Genomic DNA, 15,483 nt, shown 5'->3' on the forward strand with positions numbered 1-15,483 from the left:
GTCTTTCTGAGGCAGCCGTCTTTTGTTTTATAATTTTTTTCACCTCATAAGCTAACATTCCGAGAACTTTATCGTTATACATACGAAGGGAGGTGCAGGATGAAGCCCGGGCAGCTACATCAGATACTTCAACCTAAAATGTTAGAAATTCAAAAATACTTGATTCGTCTCGGGGCACCTGCAGCCGACGCTGAAGATATCGTACAGGATACGGTGTATAAGGCTCTTTTGTATATTAATTCCATTGATGAGAACAAATTCAGTGCATGGTTATATAAAGTAGCGATCAATCGCTACTATGATCTGTGCCGCCGCCGCAAGCGGATAGTCATTCCTATTGACTATGTAGATGTGCCGGATATGGAATTGCCAGAGGATCATGTGCTGTTAAAAGAGAAACGGGAAGACATCGAAAGAGTGTTGGATGAGCTTCTACCGCTCCATAAACAACTCATTATTATGAAGTATGAGCTGGAGCTGTCCTATCAGGAGATAGCTGAGCTTCTGGGAATTACGACAGATACAGTGAAATCGGCATTGTTTCGTGCCCGCAAGCAATTTCAAAAAAAGTATAGAGGTGAAGTGGAATGACAGCTCCATGGGAACAAAAGGATGATCAGAACCTTTCAAAAGTAATTAAGAAGGCAAAACGAAAAACAATGATTCGAAACACAATCATTTCTCTAGTGGTGACGGTTCTAGTATTATTCGGCGGGATGCTGGGTAACGCCCATCTGACAAGCTGGTTGGCGATGCGTGGTTTGGATGAAGAGAGGATCATGATGAAGATTAGCAGTCCTAACCTTCAGGAGTTGAGAACTGAGCTTGATTTAGGGTTTCTATCGGGTAAAGTTGAACTGAGCACTTACAAAGTTGTTGAGGGTGTGCCCATCGTATGGGATACTAAAAAACTGTATTTCGATATGGGCAGCCGGTTTTCTCTGCTTAATAGGGGATACTCTAGTATAAATGTTCCTGACCCGGTAATGACACAGCAAAATTATGAATACTACCGAGGATATAACAGTCAAAATGGTCAGCGGGAAATGATGTTTTATGTGCCTGGAGTGAATTATAACGAAAAAGTGCTGAATGACCTGCCTTCACTCGAACAAATGGAACCTGGCAAGCTCGTAGAAATGGCTGTTTCTTTTGATAAAAGCTACACTCAGGTAGAGGTAGAGAAGATGCTGCCGGCGGGTTTGACACAGACTTGGTATTGGGTAGATACGTATGACAATAAAAAGAACCTTGAGTTTATTAGGAATGACAGCAGCCCGAATAAATATGCCTTACCGGAATCTGCTAGACAAGTATATGGCTACGGTGGGGAATGGGAAGGGTTATTTAAGCCGAAACCAGAGGATTTTTTACAATCCTTAACCTATGGGCTTCAGATGAAGGGCAAGCATTACGGAGAGTTTGAGCGAATCTCGAATTACTTGAAAAAGGATAAAGCGGCGCCGGACGCCAGTGATGTACAGCTATTGGGAGTTGTCGTTACTGGAACTGCGAAAGAGCTCCAAAGCCTCAAAGGAAAACCCTATGTAAATACGGCAGTTCTCGGCGCGATTGTGGATAAATATTAGATCAATATAGTAAAAATGCTGGAGGGGTTATTCTATATGTGGATTTTCTACGAAAAGAGACGATTTCTCCTTCATTTTCAAAAATGCAAGGGTCAAAAGAGCAGCGATTCATCCTCCTATTGGATCTTCGCTGCTCTGCGTTTTTGATTATCCGCGATCTGCTTCAGTAGTAGATTGAAGGCAAGGCAAAGCCTGCTGACCTCAAGTGGTAATTTGTCTATGACGTGATCGCAGAAATCGCTGATATCTCCGGTTGTTTTTAGTTAACCAAATCCGTATTCCGACTCTATAATTAGGGAATTTCTCCCTATAATTCTTAGATATTTGGTCATCTAACTTATAATTAGGGAAAACCTCCCTGTGATTTACCTGATTTGGTGAAAAATAAAGGAATTACCTCGATTTTTAGGGAGAAATTCCCTCATAATGCTCTTTTTTAGCGAATTTCGGCTATTTTTCGGGAGTTTTTCCCCAATTACACTAAAGCGTACATCATACATCGCACACCGCACACCGCACATCGCACGCCGCACATATCCCATGGGTTAAAGTAACAATCCATCCATTGTATAGCCTATTTATGAAAAAGAAGCTGCCCTATAAGTAGAATTCTCTACTTTTTGGACAGCTTCTTTTTTCATCAGTCACAATCTGCTCAAGCTAAGTCCATTTCGCGGACCACAGCTTCATTTCCTTCAAAATTTGATGTAAATCCTCACCTTTGGGAGTAAGCGAATATTCTACCGTAACAGGAACAGTCGGAAATACGTGACGTTCAAGCACACCATGCTCCTCCAGATGGCGCAACGTAGTGGTTAGTGCGCGGGGAGAAACATTAGTGATTTTTCGTTGCAGTGCCCCAAAACGCTGCGTGCCGTCGAATAGCTCTCTGAGGACAAGAAAGGCCCATTTTCCACCTAATACTTCAAGTGTTTTTTCAACATTACATTCAATAGTAACAGGGGTTTTGGGGATATAATTATTAGTAGATTTAGCTGTCTTCAAGGTATCTCCTCCTGTTTGTGAAGCTACTATACTCTAGTATAGTAACTACACTAGAGATCATATAATAAACTAATTTTCACTTCTTTCTATTATATACAAACTATTCTAGAATGAATATGAGTGCTAAGCAACCTGCCAAAATCAAACACGGAACTATGGAGAGGAGCAGTTATTATGAAATATCGCAGATTAGGTGGAACCGGTTTAAAAGTCAGTGAGATTAGTTTGGGAAGCTGGCTGACATACGGAGGCTATGTGGAAAGAGATAATGCTGTTAATGCCATTGAAACCGCTTACGACTTAGGCGTAAATTTTTTTGATACTGCAAATGTTTATGAAAAGGGTGCTGCCGAGAAAGTACTAGGTGAGACTTTACGTAACTACTCTCGTGAGTCCTATGTATTAGCTACTAAAGTATACGGGGAAATGGGCTCGGGGCCTAACGACCGTGGACTATCCCGCAAACATATCACGGAACAGTGTCATGCTAGCTTGAAACGTCTCGGAGTAGAATACGTGGATATTATGTATTGCCACCGTTTTGATCCGGAAACTCCAATTGAAGAGACCTTACGTGCGCTAGATGATCTGGTTCGGCAAGGCAAGGTATATTATGTCGGTGTTAGTGAGTGGACGGCGGCGCAAATGACCGATGCGTTAGCTGTAGCAGACCGCTATTTGCTAGATCATATTGTTGTTAATCAGCCGATTTATAATATGTTTAACCGTTATATTGAGAAAGAGATTATTCCGCTCGGCGAGCGCCGTGGGATTGGACAGGTGGTATTTTCTCCACTGGCTCAAGGGCTGTTAACTGGAAAGTATAACACGGACATCCCTGAGGATAGCCGTGCTGCTAAGCTGGATCGATTAAAAGATTCGATTACAGAAGAAAAGATTGAAAAAGTCCGCCAATTGAGTGGGATCGCCACGGAACTGAATATTTCTGTTGGGAATTTGGCTTTGGCTTGGATTTTGCGTCAACCTAATGTAGCTAGTGCGCTGGTGGGTGCCAGCCGTCCGCAGCAGGTCGAAGAGAATGTTAAGGCTTCAGGTATTGAGCTTTCGGAAGAGATTTTGAAGCAGATTGAGGAGATTCTGGAGTAGTTGTTAGCTTCATAAAAAAGGAGACACACTCATGGCGAAAGTAGTTGTTACAGGCGGTAGTGGGATGTTGGGCAGATGGGTGGTCCGGCATTTTGTAGAGCAAGGGTATGAGGTTGTGAATGTAGATACGCAAAAATCCGCAGATTCTTTGTGCCCAACGATGATTGCTGATTTGAATAATTTGGGTGAAGTATATGGTGTGCTTGCAGGCGCTGATGCAGTTGTACATTTGGCTGCGATCCCAGCTGCAAATATAAAGACGAGTGAGGTCACCTTTCAAAATAATGTAGTATCTACCTATAACATTTTGGAGGCTGCAGCGGGTCTCGGGATTCGGAAAGCAGTGATTGCTTCCAGTGAATCCTCTTACGGAATCTGTTTTGCGGTTAATCCTTTGGGGCCGAAGTATGTGCCTATGGATGAGGAGCATCCACAGTTACCTGAAGACAGCTACGGTCTGTCTAAGGTTGTGAATGAGCAAACCGCTGAGATGTTCTATCGCAGAAAGGGTATACAGGTCGTTTCCCTACGAATCGGAAATGTTATTGATCCATCGGCGTATGAACGTTTCCCTTCCTTCATTCATGATCCAGCGCAGCGCGATCGGATTCTATGGAGTTATATAGATACACGGGATGTAGCAACAGCTTGCCAATTGGCAATCGAAACGGATGGATTGGGAGCGGTTGCTCTTAATATATGTGCAGATGAGACCAGCATGGCTGTTCCTAGCAGAGAGCTAATGGCCGCACGTTATCCAGAGGTGACGGATTTCCGCCAGCCGCTGGAGGGTCACGAGTCGCTACTCAGTAATGAGAAGGCCAAAAAGCTGCTAAATTGGCAGCCGAAGCACGTATGGCGAGATTTTGTTAACCAGTAAATAACGAGCCGGATTCACTATAAGGAGCGTGCAAAATGAAGGTCTTATTTATCGGAGGTACGGGATTAATTAGTCAGGCTGTATCCCCGTTGGCTGTAGATCAAGGAATCGAGCTGTATTTGTTCAACAGAGGACAGCGGGATGAATTCGTTCCAGAAGGTGCAAAAGTAATTAAAGGAGACATTCGTAATCCGGCAGAAGCCGCATTAGTATTACGAGATTACGAATTTGATGTAGTGGTAGACTGGATTGCTTTTACACCGGAACATGTGCAGGCAGACATTGACCTGTTCACAGGTAAAACGAAGCAGTACATTTTTATCAGCTCAGCCTCTGCTTATCAGAAACCGCAGCGTAATTATGTAATCACAGAAGAGACACCGCTGGAGAATCCTTATTGGGAGTATTCGAGGAATAAAATTGCGTGTGAGCAGCTGTTGATGGAAGCTTACAAGGCGAACGGATTCCCGGTTACGATTGTTCGTCCTTCCCATACCTATGGAAATACAGCCATCCCTGCGGCACTCACAAGTGGCCAGCATCCTTGGTCACTGATCGATCGTATCCGCCGCGGCTTACCTTTAGTCATACATGGAGATGGAACCTCTTTGTGGACACTGACACATAATTCGGATTTTGCCAAAGGTTTCGTTGGATTGCTTGGACATCCGGAAGCGATAGGCGAGGCCATTCATATAACTTCCGACGAGGTATTAAATTGGAACCAGATCTATGCGGCCATCGGACAAGCGGCAGGTGTGGAACCTAAAGTGGTGCATATCTCCACAGACTTTATCACAGCCTTTTCCCCTCCAGGGACAGCGGATGGCTTGATCGGTGATCAAGCGGTAAGCAGTGTTTTTGATAATAGCAAAATCAAACGTTTCGTGCCTGACTTCCAGGCTACTGTGCCTTTCTCCGAAGGGATCAAGCAGTCGGTTGCTTGGTTCGAGGCTCATCCTGAGCAATGTACGGTCGATGCAGAATGGTCTGCGTTACTTGATAAGTTGATCGAGAGACATGGAATTGAGGCCAAACCTCTCTCATTCTACGCATAAGGTTTATACAGTTATATTTAAAGACGGTCTGTTCCTAAGGGAGCAGCCGTTTTTTTAGGTTTGTCTCGTTCAATGTAAGGTTATGGAATGAATCAGCAAATCATGAATATACTCTCACTACCTAAAATTCCGTTGAAAAAGGAGTCCTGGCCATGCCAACCCATCCCTTTGTCTCGCGTTTTTTCGTAAATTCAGATGCACGTCGTGAGAAGTTAATTTATGATCTGCCGGAATCATGGTGGAGCCGTCCCTTTGAATATGAGTGGTGTATTAACTTTATTTCTCCGCATGGTGTTGTGCTGGATGCAGCCTGTGGGATTCCTCATCCCTTGAAGTTTTATTTGGCAGGGGTTTGTGCAGAGGTCTATGCCTGCGATATGGACAGTAGGGTTATTTACCCAAAAGCTATCCAAGAATGTATTGAGAGTGAGATTGGGGAAAAAGCGGCGAAGCAGGTTAACGCTAGAAGAACAAACAACCTGCATTTCGCTCAAGCTAATCTGACGGATCTGCCTTATGAGGATGAAAGCTTTGACACTGTTTTTTGCATATCGGTATTGGAGCATTTGAGCTTTGAGGATACGGTCGGTACTTTACGGGAATTTCACCGGACGTTGAACGAAGAAGGATTATTGGTATTGACATTTGATTATCCAACGGTAAATCTGAGTCTTATGAATGACCTGCTGCTACAAACTGGATTTCAGTATTGGGGGGAGACAGATTTTGAATTGCCTGCGGATGCTGTGCATACGGATGCATGGGGTGGATTAAATTGTTTTAGAGCCGTTCTGAAAAAAGCAAAGGAATAACAGGTCTTTCTACTCTTAATTTAGTAACCTCTTTCCAGTATGCTAGGATCATAGCTAACAAAAGATGAGAGGAGGCTGTATTTTTTGAGATTAGGATCGAAGGTTTTGCGTAGAATAGCACTCATTACAATTATGTTATCACTAATAGTTCCTGTGACATCTGCTTCCAGTGCAGCTTCACTATCTTCAGATCCTATAAAGCTTGCTTTTGCGGGTGATATCCTTTTGGACGGCTTTGTTGGCGATCAGATTGCTAAATATGGGGTGAATTTTCCGTTTGTAAAGGTCGCACCTACGCTGCAAAAGGCTGACATCGCCTTCGCCAATCTGGAGACGCCTGTGTCTATCCGAGGGAAAGCGGCAGAGAAAACCTTTGCCTTCAGATCCAAACCAGCAACGTTGGGCGGCTTAACCTATGCAGGGATTGATGGAGTGTCCTTGGCGAATAATCATATTTTGGATTATGGAAAAGACGCTATGCTCGACACGCTGATCCATTTGGATCGAAACAAGATTGGCCATACAGGCGCTGGCAAAGATGAAGACGAAGCGTTCAAGCCTTATACTAAGACGGTAAAAGGGAAAAAGATCGCCATCCTTGGCGTTAGCCGTGTGCTTTCAAATCCTTCGTGGTATGCTGGCAAAAACAAACCGGGAGCCGCTTCAGCTTACACCTCGCAGCCTATGCTTAGCGCCATTCAGAAGATGTCCAAGGAGAATGATTTCACGATCGTATATATTCACTGGAATGAAGAGTTTAAGGATTTACCTGAAAAGTACGCTCGCACACTAGCTAAACAGATGATTGATAGCGGGGCGGATTTAATCCTTGGCGCACACAGTCACTGCCTTATGGGCATCGAATACTATAAGCACAAGCCCATTTATTATTCACTTGGGAATTTTGTGTTTAATCGCTCCACACGTGGTGGGGAAAAAACACTTAATTCTATGCTATTGAACGTTGAGATTAAGGACTCCAAGATGACCAGCAAGATTACCCCTGTCAAAATCATTGGCGGACAGCCCAATTTTATGGATGATTCCTACAATAGGAAAACGATTAAGCTCCTGAACACCCTATCTTTTAATGCCAACATAGATGCTAATGGCAGGGTCACGGAAAAGCAGCTTTAATAAATACAAACTCTGATTAGCTATTCACGGATCACGCTCGATCTCGTTAGAATGCGAAATGTGTGGAGTAACTGTGGAGTCCGTATGGGGTGGCATGAAGTATGTATGGAGTACGTATGGAGTATGTATGGAGTATGTATGGAGTATGTATGGAGTATGTATGGAGTATGTATGGAGTATGTATGGAGTATGTATGGAGTACGTATGGAGTATGTATGGAGTACGTATGATGTGGCGTATGAAGTACTAATGGAGTGCCTATAAAGTATCACCGTTGTGTTTGTGAAATAACTGTATTCTATACACCTATTTTATATGTAAAACGGACCATTTTGCTTTTAAGTGTATTCTATACAACTAAAAACTAGAGAATCGACCTAGAGGGCAATATATCAACAGAATAGTTGTACGAAATACAGCTATATCCATCGGCCGAGCGAGTTGCAGAATTATAGTTGTACAAAATACAGTTAAACTACTAGTTAGTATTGGAATGTCTGCATCAAAAGCAGACTGCAGCAGTGTGCAGTGAGTATTTATGGAGTCCGTATGGAGTGCCTATAAAGTATCACCGTTGTGTTTGTGAAATAACTGTATTCTATACACCTATTTTATATGTAAAACGGACCATTCTGCTTTTAAGTGTATTCTATGCAACTAAATACTAGAGAATCGACCTAGAGGGCAATAAATCAGCAGAATAGTTGTACGAAATACAGCTATATCCATCAGCCGAGCGAGTTGCAGAATTATAGTTGTACAAAATACAGTTAAACTACTAGTTAGTATTGGAACGTCTGCATCAAAAGCAGACTGCAGCAGTATGTAGAGTATTGGAGCGTTTGCAAAAAGGGGGAGATCCATATGGATCCCCCCTTTTTATGCAGAAGCTAAGTTTGGAATCAGATAATCAGCCCTTCACCGCCCCCGCAACAACACCCTTAACGATGTACTTTTGCAAGAAGATGAATACCACGATCGATGGCAGCACCGCCATAACCATAGCTGTCATCGCATATTGCCAATCTGAGGTATATTGGCCCACGAAGGTGTAGGCAGCCAGTGTCAGCGTTTTGGTATCTGGGGAGCCGTTGACCATGAGCAGCGGGAGCAGGAAGTCATTCCAGATCCACATTACGTCGATAATGACAATGGTTGTTGTGACCGATTTCAGCAGTGGGAAGATGACACTGAAGAACAGGCGGAAGCCGGATGCTCCATCAATCGTGGCACTCTCATCAATTTCAACCGGAATACCCTTGACGAATCCATGGTAGATAAACACGGCGAGTGGAGCACCGAAACCCCAATATAACAACCCAAGTCCCCAAGTACTCTCAGAGAGATTTAAGGTTTTAGCGGTTTGCAGAACGGTCAGCATGATCGATTGGAACGGAATCAGCATCGGCATAATGCAGAGGAAATAAATCACCCCGCTCAGTCTGGACTTCGTCCGTGCCAGCTTGTAGGCTGCTATGGATGAAATGAACACAATACCCAGAAGACCTACACCGGTAATGACAAAGTTGTTCAGGAACAGCTTCGGATAGTTGATAAACTTCCACACGTAGGAATAGTTGCCGAAGACCAGATGTTTCGGCAGGGCGATGACATCCGTCATGACTTCGCTAAAGCTTTTTAACGAGTTGATAATCGTCAGAAATAACGGATATAGAAACAGAAGAGAGAGGATGACCATAACAACCTCTAGAATAATTCGGCCTGCTTTGCGGTTTGTATTCATTATGCCTCAACCTCTCTTCGTTTGAAGAATGCTAACTGGAGAATGGTTACCACCAAGACGGCTAGGAACAGGATAAGCGCTTTCGCTGTACCATATCCATACAGATTGTTCTGGAAGGTATCCCGGTAGATATCGTAAGCGATACTGTAGGTAGTTCCGCCAGGTCCGCCCCCGGTTAATGACAAGATGACATCGAACACCTTGATCGAATTGGTCAGTGCCATGAACACAGAAATCGTAATGGATGGAGCGAGCAGTGGCAGTGTAATACTGAAGAATTTTCTCATGGGACCAGCGCCGTCAACTGTGGCTGCTTCTTTGAGATCCTCAGGTACAGATTGCAGACCGGCAATATAAATGACCAGATAAAAACCAATCGACTGCCAGATGGAGACGGCCAGTATGGAGACGAAAGCAAGTCCCGGCGTCCCTAGCCAGCTTAGACCAAATATGGACCAGCCTGTACTTTCTCCGAGTGAGTTGAAACCTTGCATAAAGATAAATTTCCAGATAAAACCGACAATGACAAGACTGAGGATATAAGGAATAAAGAAAGCGGCTCTCAGCCAAGGAGTGCTCTTCAGCTTCATGTCCAGAACCAGTGCGAGTAGAATGGCCAGCACGTTAACGAGAACGATGTACAGAATCGCATACTTTATGGTGAACCAGGCTGAATTGGCGAAGTTGGTGTCGCCCATAAAGATTTGTTTGAAATTATCAAGTCCGACAAACTTAGGGTGTTTCGAAATTCCGTTCCATTTGGTCATCGAATAGCGGATAGTCATGGCAAACGGAATGTAGAATGCTACAGCGATACAGATTAGGACTGGGAGAGTGAATAATCCGAATTCTGTTTTCTCGCGCCATCTTTTGCCGAGTGATTTTAACATGGATGCACCTCTTCTTGATTTGTTGGGTGGTAATATCGACTAGGCTTGCCACACATAACCATTCCGGTTAGTCTATATTGTGTATTATAGAGCAGTACCCTATACTCAAAAATGGATTTAAGAGTACAGTTAGGGGTAAAAAGGTGAACTGAAATATTTATAATTAAGCCTGTAAATCGTGGGGGAGGTTGCCGGTCATTATTAAAAAGTGGATCATAAAGCGGTTTGAACCCGTGCTGGAGCTTGTCTCACGCAGGTTGGCGAACAAGCTTATTTTGCTGTTTACAATTATCATTGTGTTGGTGGTGACCTCACTGACATTCATTTCATACGGCATGCTGCGAAAAGAATCGGTGGATAACAGCATCGCCAGTACGAGCAACAATCTGTTGCTTGTCGGCCGGAATCTGGAGAGTTATTTGGACGGCATCGAGCAATTATCCCTGCCGCAAATATCGTATGACGAGATCACCTATGCGATTTTGCATGAATCGGAGGATTATGCCTCGAAGATGTATGTGGAGGACTACTTGAAGAACCTGTACTTCTCCCGCAATGATCTGGAAGCTATCTACCTGTATGTGATCAAGGAGCACAAGTATTATTATGTCACCAAAGAGAACTACAATATTACCGTGCGGGTCGCCGAGCATCCGTCGATTGAGAATCTTTCCTGGTATAAAAAAGCGCTGGCCAGCCCGTTTAACCGTTCTTACCAGTCTTTTGTAAAAAACCAATCCTCGATGATCAATAGCTCCGACTACCCCATAAATAAGGATAAAAGCTTCATGGGCTACCATCGATTGCTGCGCTCCATAGTCTCCAGGGAGCCGCAGGCGGTGCTCTCCCTTTATTTCAACTCCTCGGTTACGGACGAGATTATGAAGGATATTCCCTTCAGTAAAGGGCAGCACCTAATGTACGTCAGTCCCGATAATGAACCTTTTGTGGTGGATGACCCCGGGTTTTATCAACAGAGTGAACAAGCGGGACTGCTTAAGGAGCTGACACCAGCCTCAGGAGGACGCGTGACGTGGTCGGATAAAGAAGAGAAGTATCTAGTGATTTATGACATCAGCAAAAAAGAAGGCTGGAAGCTGATTAAGCCGATTCCCTACAAAGAAATTTATGAAGCGGCCACAACAACACGCAAATTGAACTATTTCATAGGACTGTTATTTTTAATCGTTTCGGTCATCTTGGTCAGCTTTATTTCGAACAAAATAACAAACCCGCTAAAGAATCTGTCGCTGCAGATGAAGCGGTTCAGTACAGGCAGCTTTGACGCTGAAGCACAGGTTGAAGGAAAGGATGAAATTGCCTATCTGTCTCGCCACTTCAATAAGATGGTGGAAAAGACGAATGAGCTGATCAATGAACGGTACAAAATGAAAATTGTCGAGAAAAATGCTGTACTCAAAGCACTGGAAGCTGAGATCAATCCGCATTTCTTATATAATGCCCTGCAAGCCATTTCCACCAAGGCGCTGAAAAACAACAATGATGATATTGTTGATATGGTCGATAATCTTGCTATGACGCTGAGATACTGCATTAGCGGTAAAGATGTGGTCCATGCCAGAGAGGAATTAAAGCATATTGAACGTTATTTAGCGCTGCAGAAGGCCCGTTTCGGAAACAGAATGCAGGTGGCCTACCAGTGGGAAGACCCTTTGCTGGAGCTGGAAATTCCGAAGCTGTCCATTCAGACCTTGGTAGAAAATTGCATCAAGCATGCGCTGGAAAAAGTATCCACAACGATCACAATTACCATTGAAGCGCATGTGACGCCTAGCCATACTGTTATTTCAGTGACGGATGATGGGCCGGGGTTTAGCGGGGAGCGGCTGGAGCAAGTGAGAAGTTCTCTTCAAATCCAGTGGGAAGATCAAGGCGGAGAGAACGCTGCTGAAAGTGACACGGAAAGCATCGGACTGAAAAATTTGAACACGCGGCTGAAGCTTTTGTATGGTGAGGCTGCGGGTTTGGCCATTACCAGTGATGCTGGCGGAACAAAGATGGACATGCGGTTACCGCGGGGAGGGATTAACCATGTATAAAGTACTGATTATAGATGATGAGGAACCGTTGCGTGAGGCGATCAACATCCTGGGAGACTGGAAAGGACTAGGTGTCGATCAGGTACTGGAGGCTACGGATGGAAGTATGGGCCTAGCCATGCTGCGTGAGCAAAAGATCGATCTCGTATTGGTCGACATGAAGATGCCGGAGCTGAACGGAAGTGAGCTGCTGCAGATCGTGGAGAAGGAGTTCCCGGAACTGCTGACGATTGTAATCAGCGGCTACAATGATTTTGAATATACCCGCCAGGCTATCCGTTCTAAGGTAGTTGATTATTTGCTGAAGCCGGTCAACCGGGCGGATTTGAATGCGGCCTTGCTTAAAGCTATAGATGTGCTGGAGGCCAAACGCAAGAAAGAAAGTGAGTTCATCAACAGGAACATTACGCTTAACATGTCTCTGCCGAAGCTAAAGGAGAAAATCTATCTGTCGATCATTGAGCGCAGCTTCAAAAATCAGTCCAACGAGGCTTTTCTGCCGTTGATCGGCGCCGATACGACCGGAAACTATTTTGCTGCGGGTGTACTGCGGGTGCTCAATTTGGAACAAGTGCGTCGTAATCGCTTCCATGAGGACCGGGATTTGCTGCATTTTGCCGTCACAAATGTGATTAATGAGAATAGCGATGAGCATTTTCAGGCTTTCAGCTTCGCCAGCCATAAGGGAGAACGCGAGTTTATCGCCATCTTCACGATGAAAGGCGGCTATGAGGAGGACGCAACTTTCCGCTCTTTACATCATATGAAGAAGTTAGTCTCGACGCTGAAAGAGCTGTTCGGAATTGTTGTTGCCGGAGGAATCGGACAGCCCTATGGTGACATCATGGCGCTTGCTCAATCCTATGAGACTGCCAAAGCCTCTCTCGACGGGATTGACCTCCTGACGCTGAAGGGAGCGATTGTCACAAATAGCAGCAACGATACTTCCCAGGGGAAAGATAATCCTTCCTTGACAGGGCGCATGCCCTTGATTCGCAATGCACTGGAGAGCGGGAATATCAATCATGCCAAAAGTATTTTAAGCGAATTCACGAAGAAATGGGAGGCTTCCGGACGTTTTAATCTGGGCGAGGCTGACCGGCAGATAGAGGAATTTATTATTCTGCTGAACGATATTGCGACGGAGCTGGATGCGATCCCCGAACGTATTCGCGGCGGTAAAGATAAAGGATTGCGTGGGCTAGGCATCGGGAGCGATTTTGCTTCCTTTGGCGAATTTGAGCGGGTGCTGAGCGGAATTCTAGATTGCTATGGCAATGAAATCAGCAAAAGCCTTGCTGGCAATCGCCCCAGCGTACTGGAAAATATTAAAGCATACATTGATAATCACTATTTTGAGAATATTAAAATATCGATGTTCACGGATAAATATTTCCTGAGCAGAGAATACTTGATGAAACTTTTTAAAGGGCAATATGGTTATGGCATACATGAGTATGTACAAAAGGTAAGAATGGACAAGGCAAAGGAGCTGCTATCCACCCCCGACTTGAAAATCCAAGACATTTCCGAGATGTTGGGGTACAAGGACAAAAATTATTTCAGCAAGGCGTTCCGGAATTATTATGACTGTTCACCTTCTGAATATCGGGTTCTGCTATTGAACGGGGAGGAGTGAAGCGGTTACATGAACACACTTTTTTACCCTAATAAGTTCACTTATGTACATTCTTATCCTTTTTCTTTTTCTTTAGAATTGTCTCAAGACCACTAGATGCATGAGGAAAAGGGGGCAACATCATGTTAAAAAGATTTATGGCTTTATCTGCGAGTCTGCTGCTCGTCGGCGGATTACTGGCGGGTTGCGGCGGAAACAACAACGCCGCTAACAATAGCGGAACAGGGAATACTCCTGCCACAGATTCTGGCAAGCCGGTCACGATTAATATGTTCACCGCATCACCCGAGTACACTGATGCTTTTAACGCTTATATTGCCGAGTACAAGAAAGTTAAACCGAATGTGACGATTAATCTGGAGATTATGCAGGCTGACTACAATACGGTGCTCAAATCGAAGATTGCTGCGGGAAGTGCACCTGACGTATTCCAGACCACAGCGGGCGGAGATATTGATACCTTTGCGGAGTATAGTGCTGACCTAACTAATGAGCCACTGGCTGCGGCGATGACCGATGCAGTGCGTTCTAACATGAGTTCTTCGGACGGTAAAGTGCTCGGTCTTCCGGTAAAAGGAAATCTATTCGTCCTGATGTACAATAAGAAACTGTTGGCTGATGCTGGGATTACAGAAGTTCCTAAGACAACAGCCCAAATGGACGATGCGATTACTAAGCTTGAAGCTAAAGGCATTACTCCTTTTGCCAACGCCTATAAAGAGTGGTGGGTATGGAAACATATCTTCCAACACTTCGTAGATGCGGCAGCCCAAGATGCAGGTACGGATGCTAAGACACTAGTAAATGATTTTATTGCCGGAAAAACCACGATCAAGGATCACCCGGTGCTGTACAATAACTTCTTCAGCTTCGTTGATACTACTGTTAAACATGGCACAGACAAACCGCTTGAACGGGACAGCAATGCTGAAGTCAGCGACTTTGCATCCGGCAAAACAGCGTTCATGACGGGTAAAGGCGCATGGGATGAAGAAGCCATTAAGAAAATTACACCGGACTTCGACCTGGGTATTATGGGTTACCCAGTCAGCGACAAGGCTGAACAGTCCCAGATTATTACTGGTGCGGATCAAGCCCTCCGTATCAATAAGGATTCTGCTGTAGCTGGTGAGACTATTGAATTCTTCAACTGGCTGTATACTTCTGAATACGGTAAGAACTGGTTCTCTACAGTAGCTAAGGTTATTCCTCCAATTAAGGATGCTCCAATGCCTGACCTGCAAATGCCAAAAGAAATGGAAGAAATCCTCAAAACAGAGAAATCCGGCGACCTGTCCGTGAACTATTCTCTGGATACCTTCCACCAAAAATTTGGTGAGCTCATGCAGGCTTACATCGGCGGCAGCAAAACTAAGGATCAAGCCATCGATGAAATTCAAAAAGCTTGGATTCAATTCGGATCGGCAGAATAACTAGGTTCAGATCAGGGGGCGGGCTCCAAGGTAAGATTCACTTACTGGAGAACCGTCCCTTTTTTATATGTTATATAATCATAAGAAGATACTGAGACAAAGTCAGGAGGTACATTATTGTGAATAGCA

Annotated in this window: 14 protein-coding genes; 11 read left to right on the forward strand and 3 right to left on the reverse strand. The window is 44.4% G+C overall.

Annotation, left to right across the window (positions count from 1 at the left end):
- The first annotated feature begins 99 nt into the window (after positions 1 to 99).
- Together MHB37_RS08915 and MHB37_RS08920 are read left to right on the forward strand one after the other, a co-directional pair.
- Positions 100 to 591: an RNA polymerase sigma factor gene (locus MHB37_RS08915; RefSeq protein WP_076305666.1), complete on the forward strand. Its 492-nt coding sequence runs from the start codon at positions 100 to 102 to the stop codon at positions 589 to 591.
- Positions 588 to 1,589: an anti sigma factor C-terminal domain-containing protein gene (locus tag MHB37_RS08920; protein WP_076187124.1), complete on the forward strand. Its 1,002-nt coding sequence runs from the start codon at positions 588 to 590 to the stop codon at positions 1,587 to 1,589. The genes MHB37_RS08915 and MHB37_RS08920 overlap by 4 nt, the downstream gene beginning before the upstream one ends.
- A 660-nt stretch (positions 1,590 to 2,249) precedes the next feature.
- Here the strand turns inward: MHB37_RS08920 and MHB37_RS08925 are convergent.
- A complete protein-coding gene (locus MHB37_RS08925) occupies positions 2,250 to 2,594 on the reverse strand; it encodes a helix-turn-helix domain-containing protein (protein ID WP_036684053.1) in 345 nt (114 codons plus the stop codon).
- Positions 2,595 to 2,768: 174 nt separating this feature from the next.
- Here MHB37_RS08925 and MHB37_RS08930 point away from each other — a divergent pair, with 174 nt between their 5' ends.
- The 6 genes from MHB37_RS08930 (at position 2,769) to MHB37_RS08955 (ending at position 7,852) form a co-directional block, all read left to right on the forward strand.
- Positions 2,769 to 3,701, forward strand: a complete 933-nt coding sequence (locus MHB37_RS08930) for an aldo/keto reductase family protein (protein WP_038569620.1) — start codon at positions 2,769 to 2,771, stop codon at positions 3,699 to 3,701.
- Positions 3,702 to 3,732: 31 nt separating this feature from the next.
- Positions 3,733 to 4,581, forward strand: a complete 849-nt coding sequence (locus MHB37_RS08935) for an NAD(P)-dependent oxidoreductase (protein WP_076187126.1) — start codon at positions 3,733 to 3,735, stop codon at positions 4,579 to 4,581.
- Between the two features lie 35 nt (positions 4,582 to 4,616).
- Positions 4,617 to 5,639 carry an SDR family oxidoreductase gene (locus MHB37_RS08940; RefSeq protein WP_076191108.1) on the forward strand — a complete coding sequence of 341 codons (1,023 nt, stop codon included), beginning with the start codon at positions 4,617 to 4,619 and terminating at the stop codon, positions 5,637 to 5,639.
- A gap of 152 nt (positions 5,640 to 5,791) precedes the next feature.
- Positions 5,792 to 6,451: a class I SAM-dependent methyltransferase gene (locus MHB37_RS08945; protein WP_341165249.1), complete on the forward strand. Its 660-nt coding sequence runs from the start codon at positions 5,792 to 5,794 to the stop codon at positions 6,449 to 6,451.
- Positions 6,452 to 6,535: 84 nt separating this feature from the next.
- On the forward strand, positions 6,536 to 7,588 hold the full coding sequence (locus MHB37_RS08950; protein ID WP_405169151.1) for a CapA family protein: 1,053 nt from the start codon (positions 6,536 to 6,538) through the stop codon (positions 7,586 to 7,588).
- 105 nt (positions 7,589 to 7,693) lie between these two features.
- Positions 7,694 to 7,852: a hypothetical protein gene (locus MHB37_RS08955; RefSeq protein ID WP_405169152.1), complete on the forward strand. Its 159-nt coding sequence runs from the start codon at positions 7,694 to 7,696 to the stop codon at positions 7,850 to 7,852.
- A gap of 646 nt (positions 7,853 to 8,498) precedes the next feature.
- On the opposite strand, the gene MHB37_RS08960 is transcribed toward MHB37_RS08955, so the two are convergent.
- A complete protein-coding gene (locus MHB37_RS08960) occupies positions 8,499 to 9,332 on the reverse strand; it encodes a carbohydrate ABC transporter permease (protein WP_036684045.1) in 834 nt (277 codons plus the stop codon).
- Positions 9,332 to 10,222, reverse strand: a complete 891-nt coding sequence (locus MHB37_RS08965) for a carbohydrate ABC transporter permease (RefSeq protein WP_036684044.1) — start codon at positions 10,220 to 10,222, stop codon at positions 9,332 to 9,334. Before MHB37_RS08965 ends, MHB37_RS08960 begins: the two co-directional genes overlap by 1 nt.
- 197 nt (positions 10,223 to 10,419) lie before the next feature.
- Between MHB37_RS08965 and MHB37_RS08970 the strand changes: the two genes are divergently transcribed.
- The 3 genes from MHB37_RS08970 to MHB37_RS08980 all read left to right on the forward strand — a co-directional run bounded on the left by MHB37_RS08970 (position 10,420) and on the right by MHB37_RS08980 (position 15,354).
- The gene (locus MHB37_RS08970; RefSeq protein WP_405169588.1) at positions 10,420 to 12,282 is read left to right on the forward strand and encodes a sensor histidine kinase; all 1,863 of its coding nucleotides are present in this window, start codon (positions 10,420 to 10,422) and stop codon (positions 12,280 to 12,282) included.
- Complete coding sequence (locus MHB37_RS08975) at positions 12,275 to 13,921, forward strand: response regulator (RefSeq protein ID WP_405169153.1); 1,647 nt, start codon at positions 12,275 to 12,277, stop codon at positions 13,919 to 13,921. Before MHB37_RS08970 ends, MHB37_RS08975 begins: the two co-directional genes overlap by 8 nt.
- Positions 13,922 to 14,043: 122 nt before the next feature.
- Entirely contained in the window at positions 14,044 to 15,354 is a 1,311-nt protein-coding gene (locus tag MHB37_RS08980) for an ABC transporter substrate-binding protein (protein ID WP_405169154.1), read from the forward strand.
- Positions 15,355 to 15,483: the final 129 nt, after the last annotated feature.

The sequence above is a fragment of the Paenibacillus sp. FSL H3-0286 genome (assembly GCF_045040705.1).
Taxonomy (GTDB): Bacteria; Bacillota; Bacilli; order Paenibacillales; family Paenibacillaceae; genus Paenibacillus_AQ; species Paenibacillus_AQ odorifer.

Coding starts and splice junctions, on each gene's coding strand:
- MHB37_RS08915 (WP_076305666.1), top strand. CDS start 100: ATGAAGCCCGGGCAGCTACATCAGATACTTCAACCTAAAATGTTAGAA.
- MHB37_RS08920 (WP_076187124.1), top strand. CDS start 588: ATGACAGCTCCATGGGAACAAAAGGATGATCAGAACCTTTCAAAAGTA.
- MHB37_RS08930 (WP_038569620.1), top strand. CDS start 2,769: ATGAAATATCGCAGATTAGGTGGAACCGGTTTAAAAGTCAGTGAGATT.
- MHB37_RS08935 (WP_076187126.1), top strand. CDS start 3,733: ATGGCGAAAGTAGTTGTTACAGGCGGTAGTGGGATGTTGGGCAGATGG.
- MHB37_RS08940 (WP_076191108.1), top strand. CDS start 4,617: ATGAAGGTCTTATTTATCGGAGGTACGGGATTAATTAGTCAGGCTGTA.
- MHB37_RS08945 (WP_341165249.1), top strand. CDS start 5,792: ATGCCAACCCATCCCTTTGTCTCGCGTTTTTTCGTAAATTCAGATGCA.
- MHB37_RS08955 (WP_405169152.1), top strand. CDS start 7,694: ATGGAGTACGTATGGAGTATGTATGGAGTATGTATGGAGTATGTATGG.
- MHB37_RS08960 (WP_036684045.1), bottom strand. CDS start 9,332: ATGAATACAAACCGCAAAGCAGGCCGAATTATTCTAGAGGTTGTTATG.
- MHB37_RS08965 (WP_036684044.1), bottom strand. CDS start 10,222: ATGTTAAAATCACTCGGCAAAAGATGGCGCGAGAAAACAGAATTCGGA.
- MHB37_RS08975 (WP_405169153.1), top strand. CDS start 12,275: ATGTATAAAGTACTGATTATAGATGATGAGGAACCGTTGCGTGAGGCG.
- MHB37_RS08980 (WP_405169154.1), top strand. CDS start 14,044: ATGTTAAAAAGATTTATGGCTTTATCTGCGAGTCTGCTGCTCGTCGGC.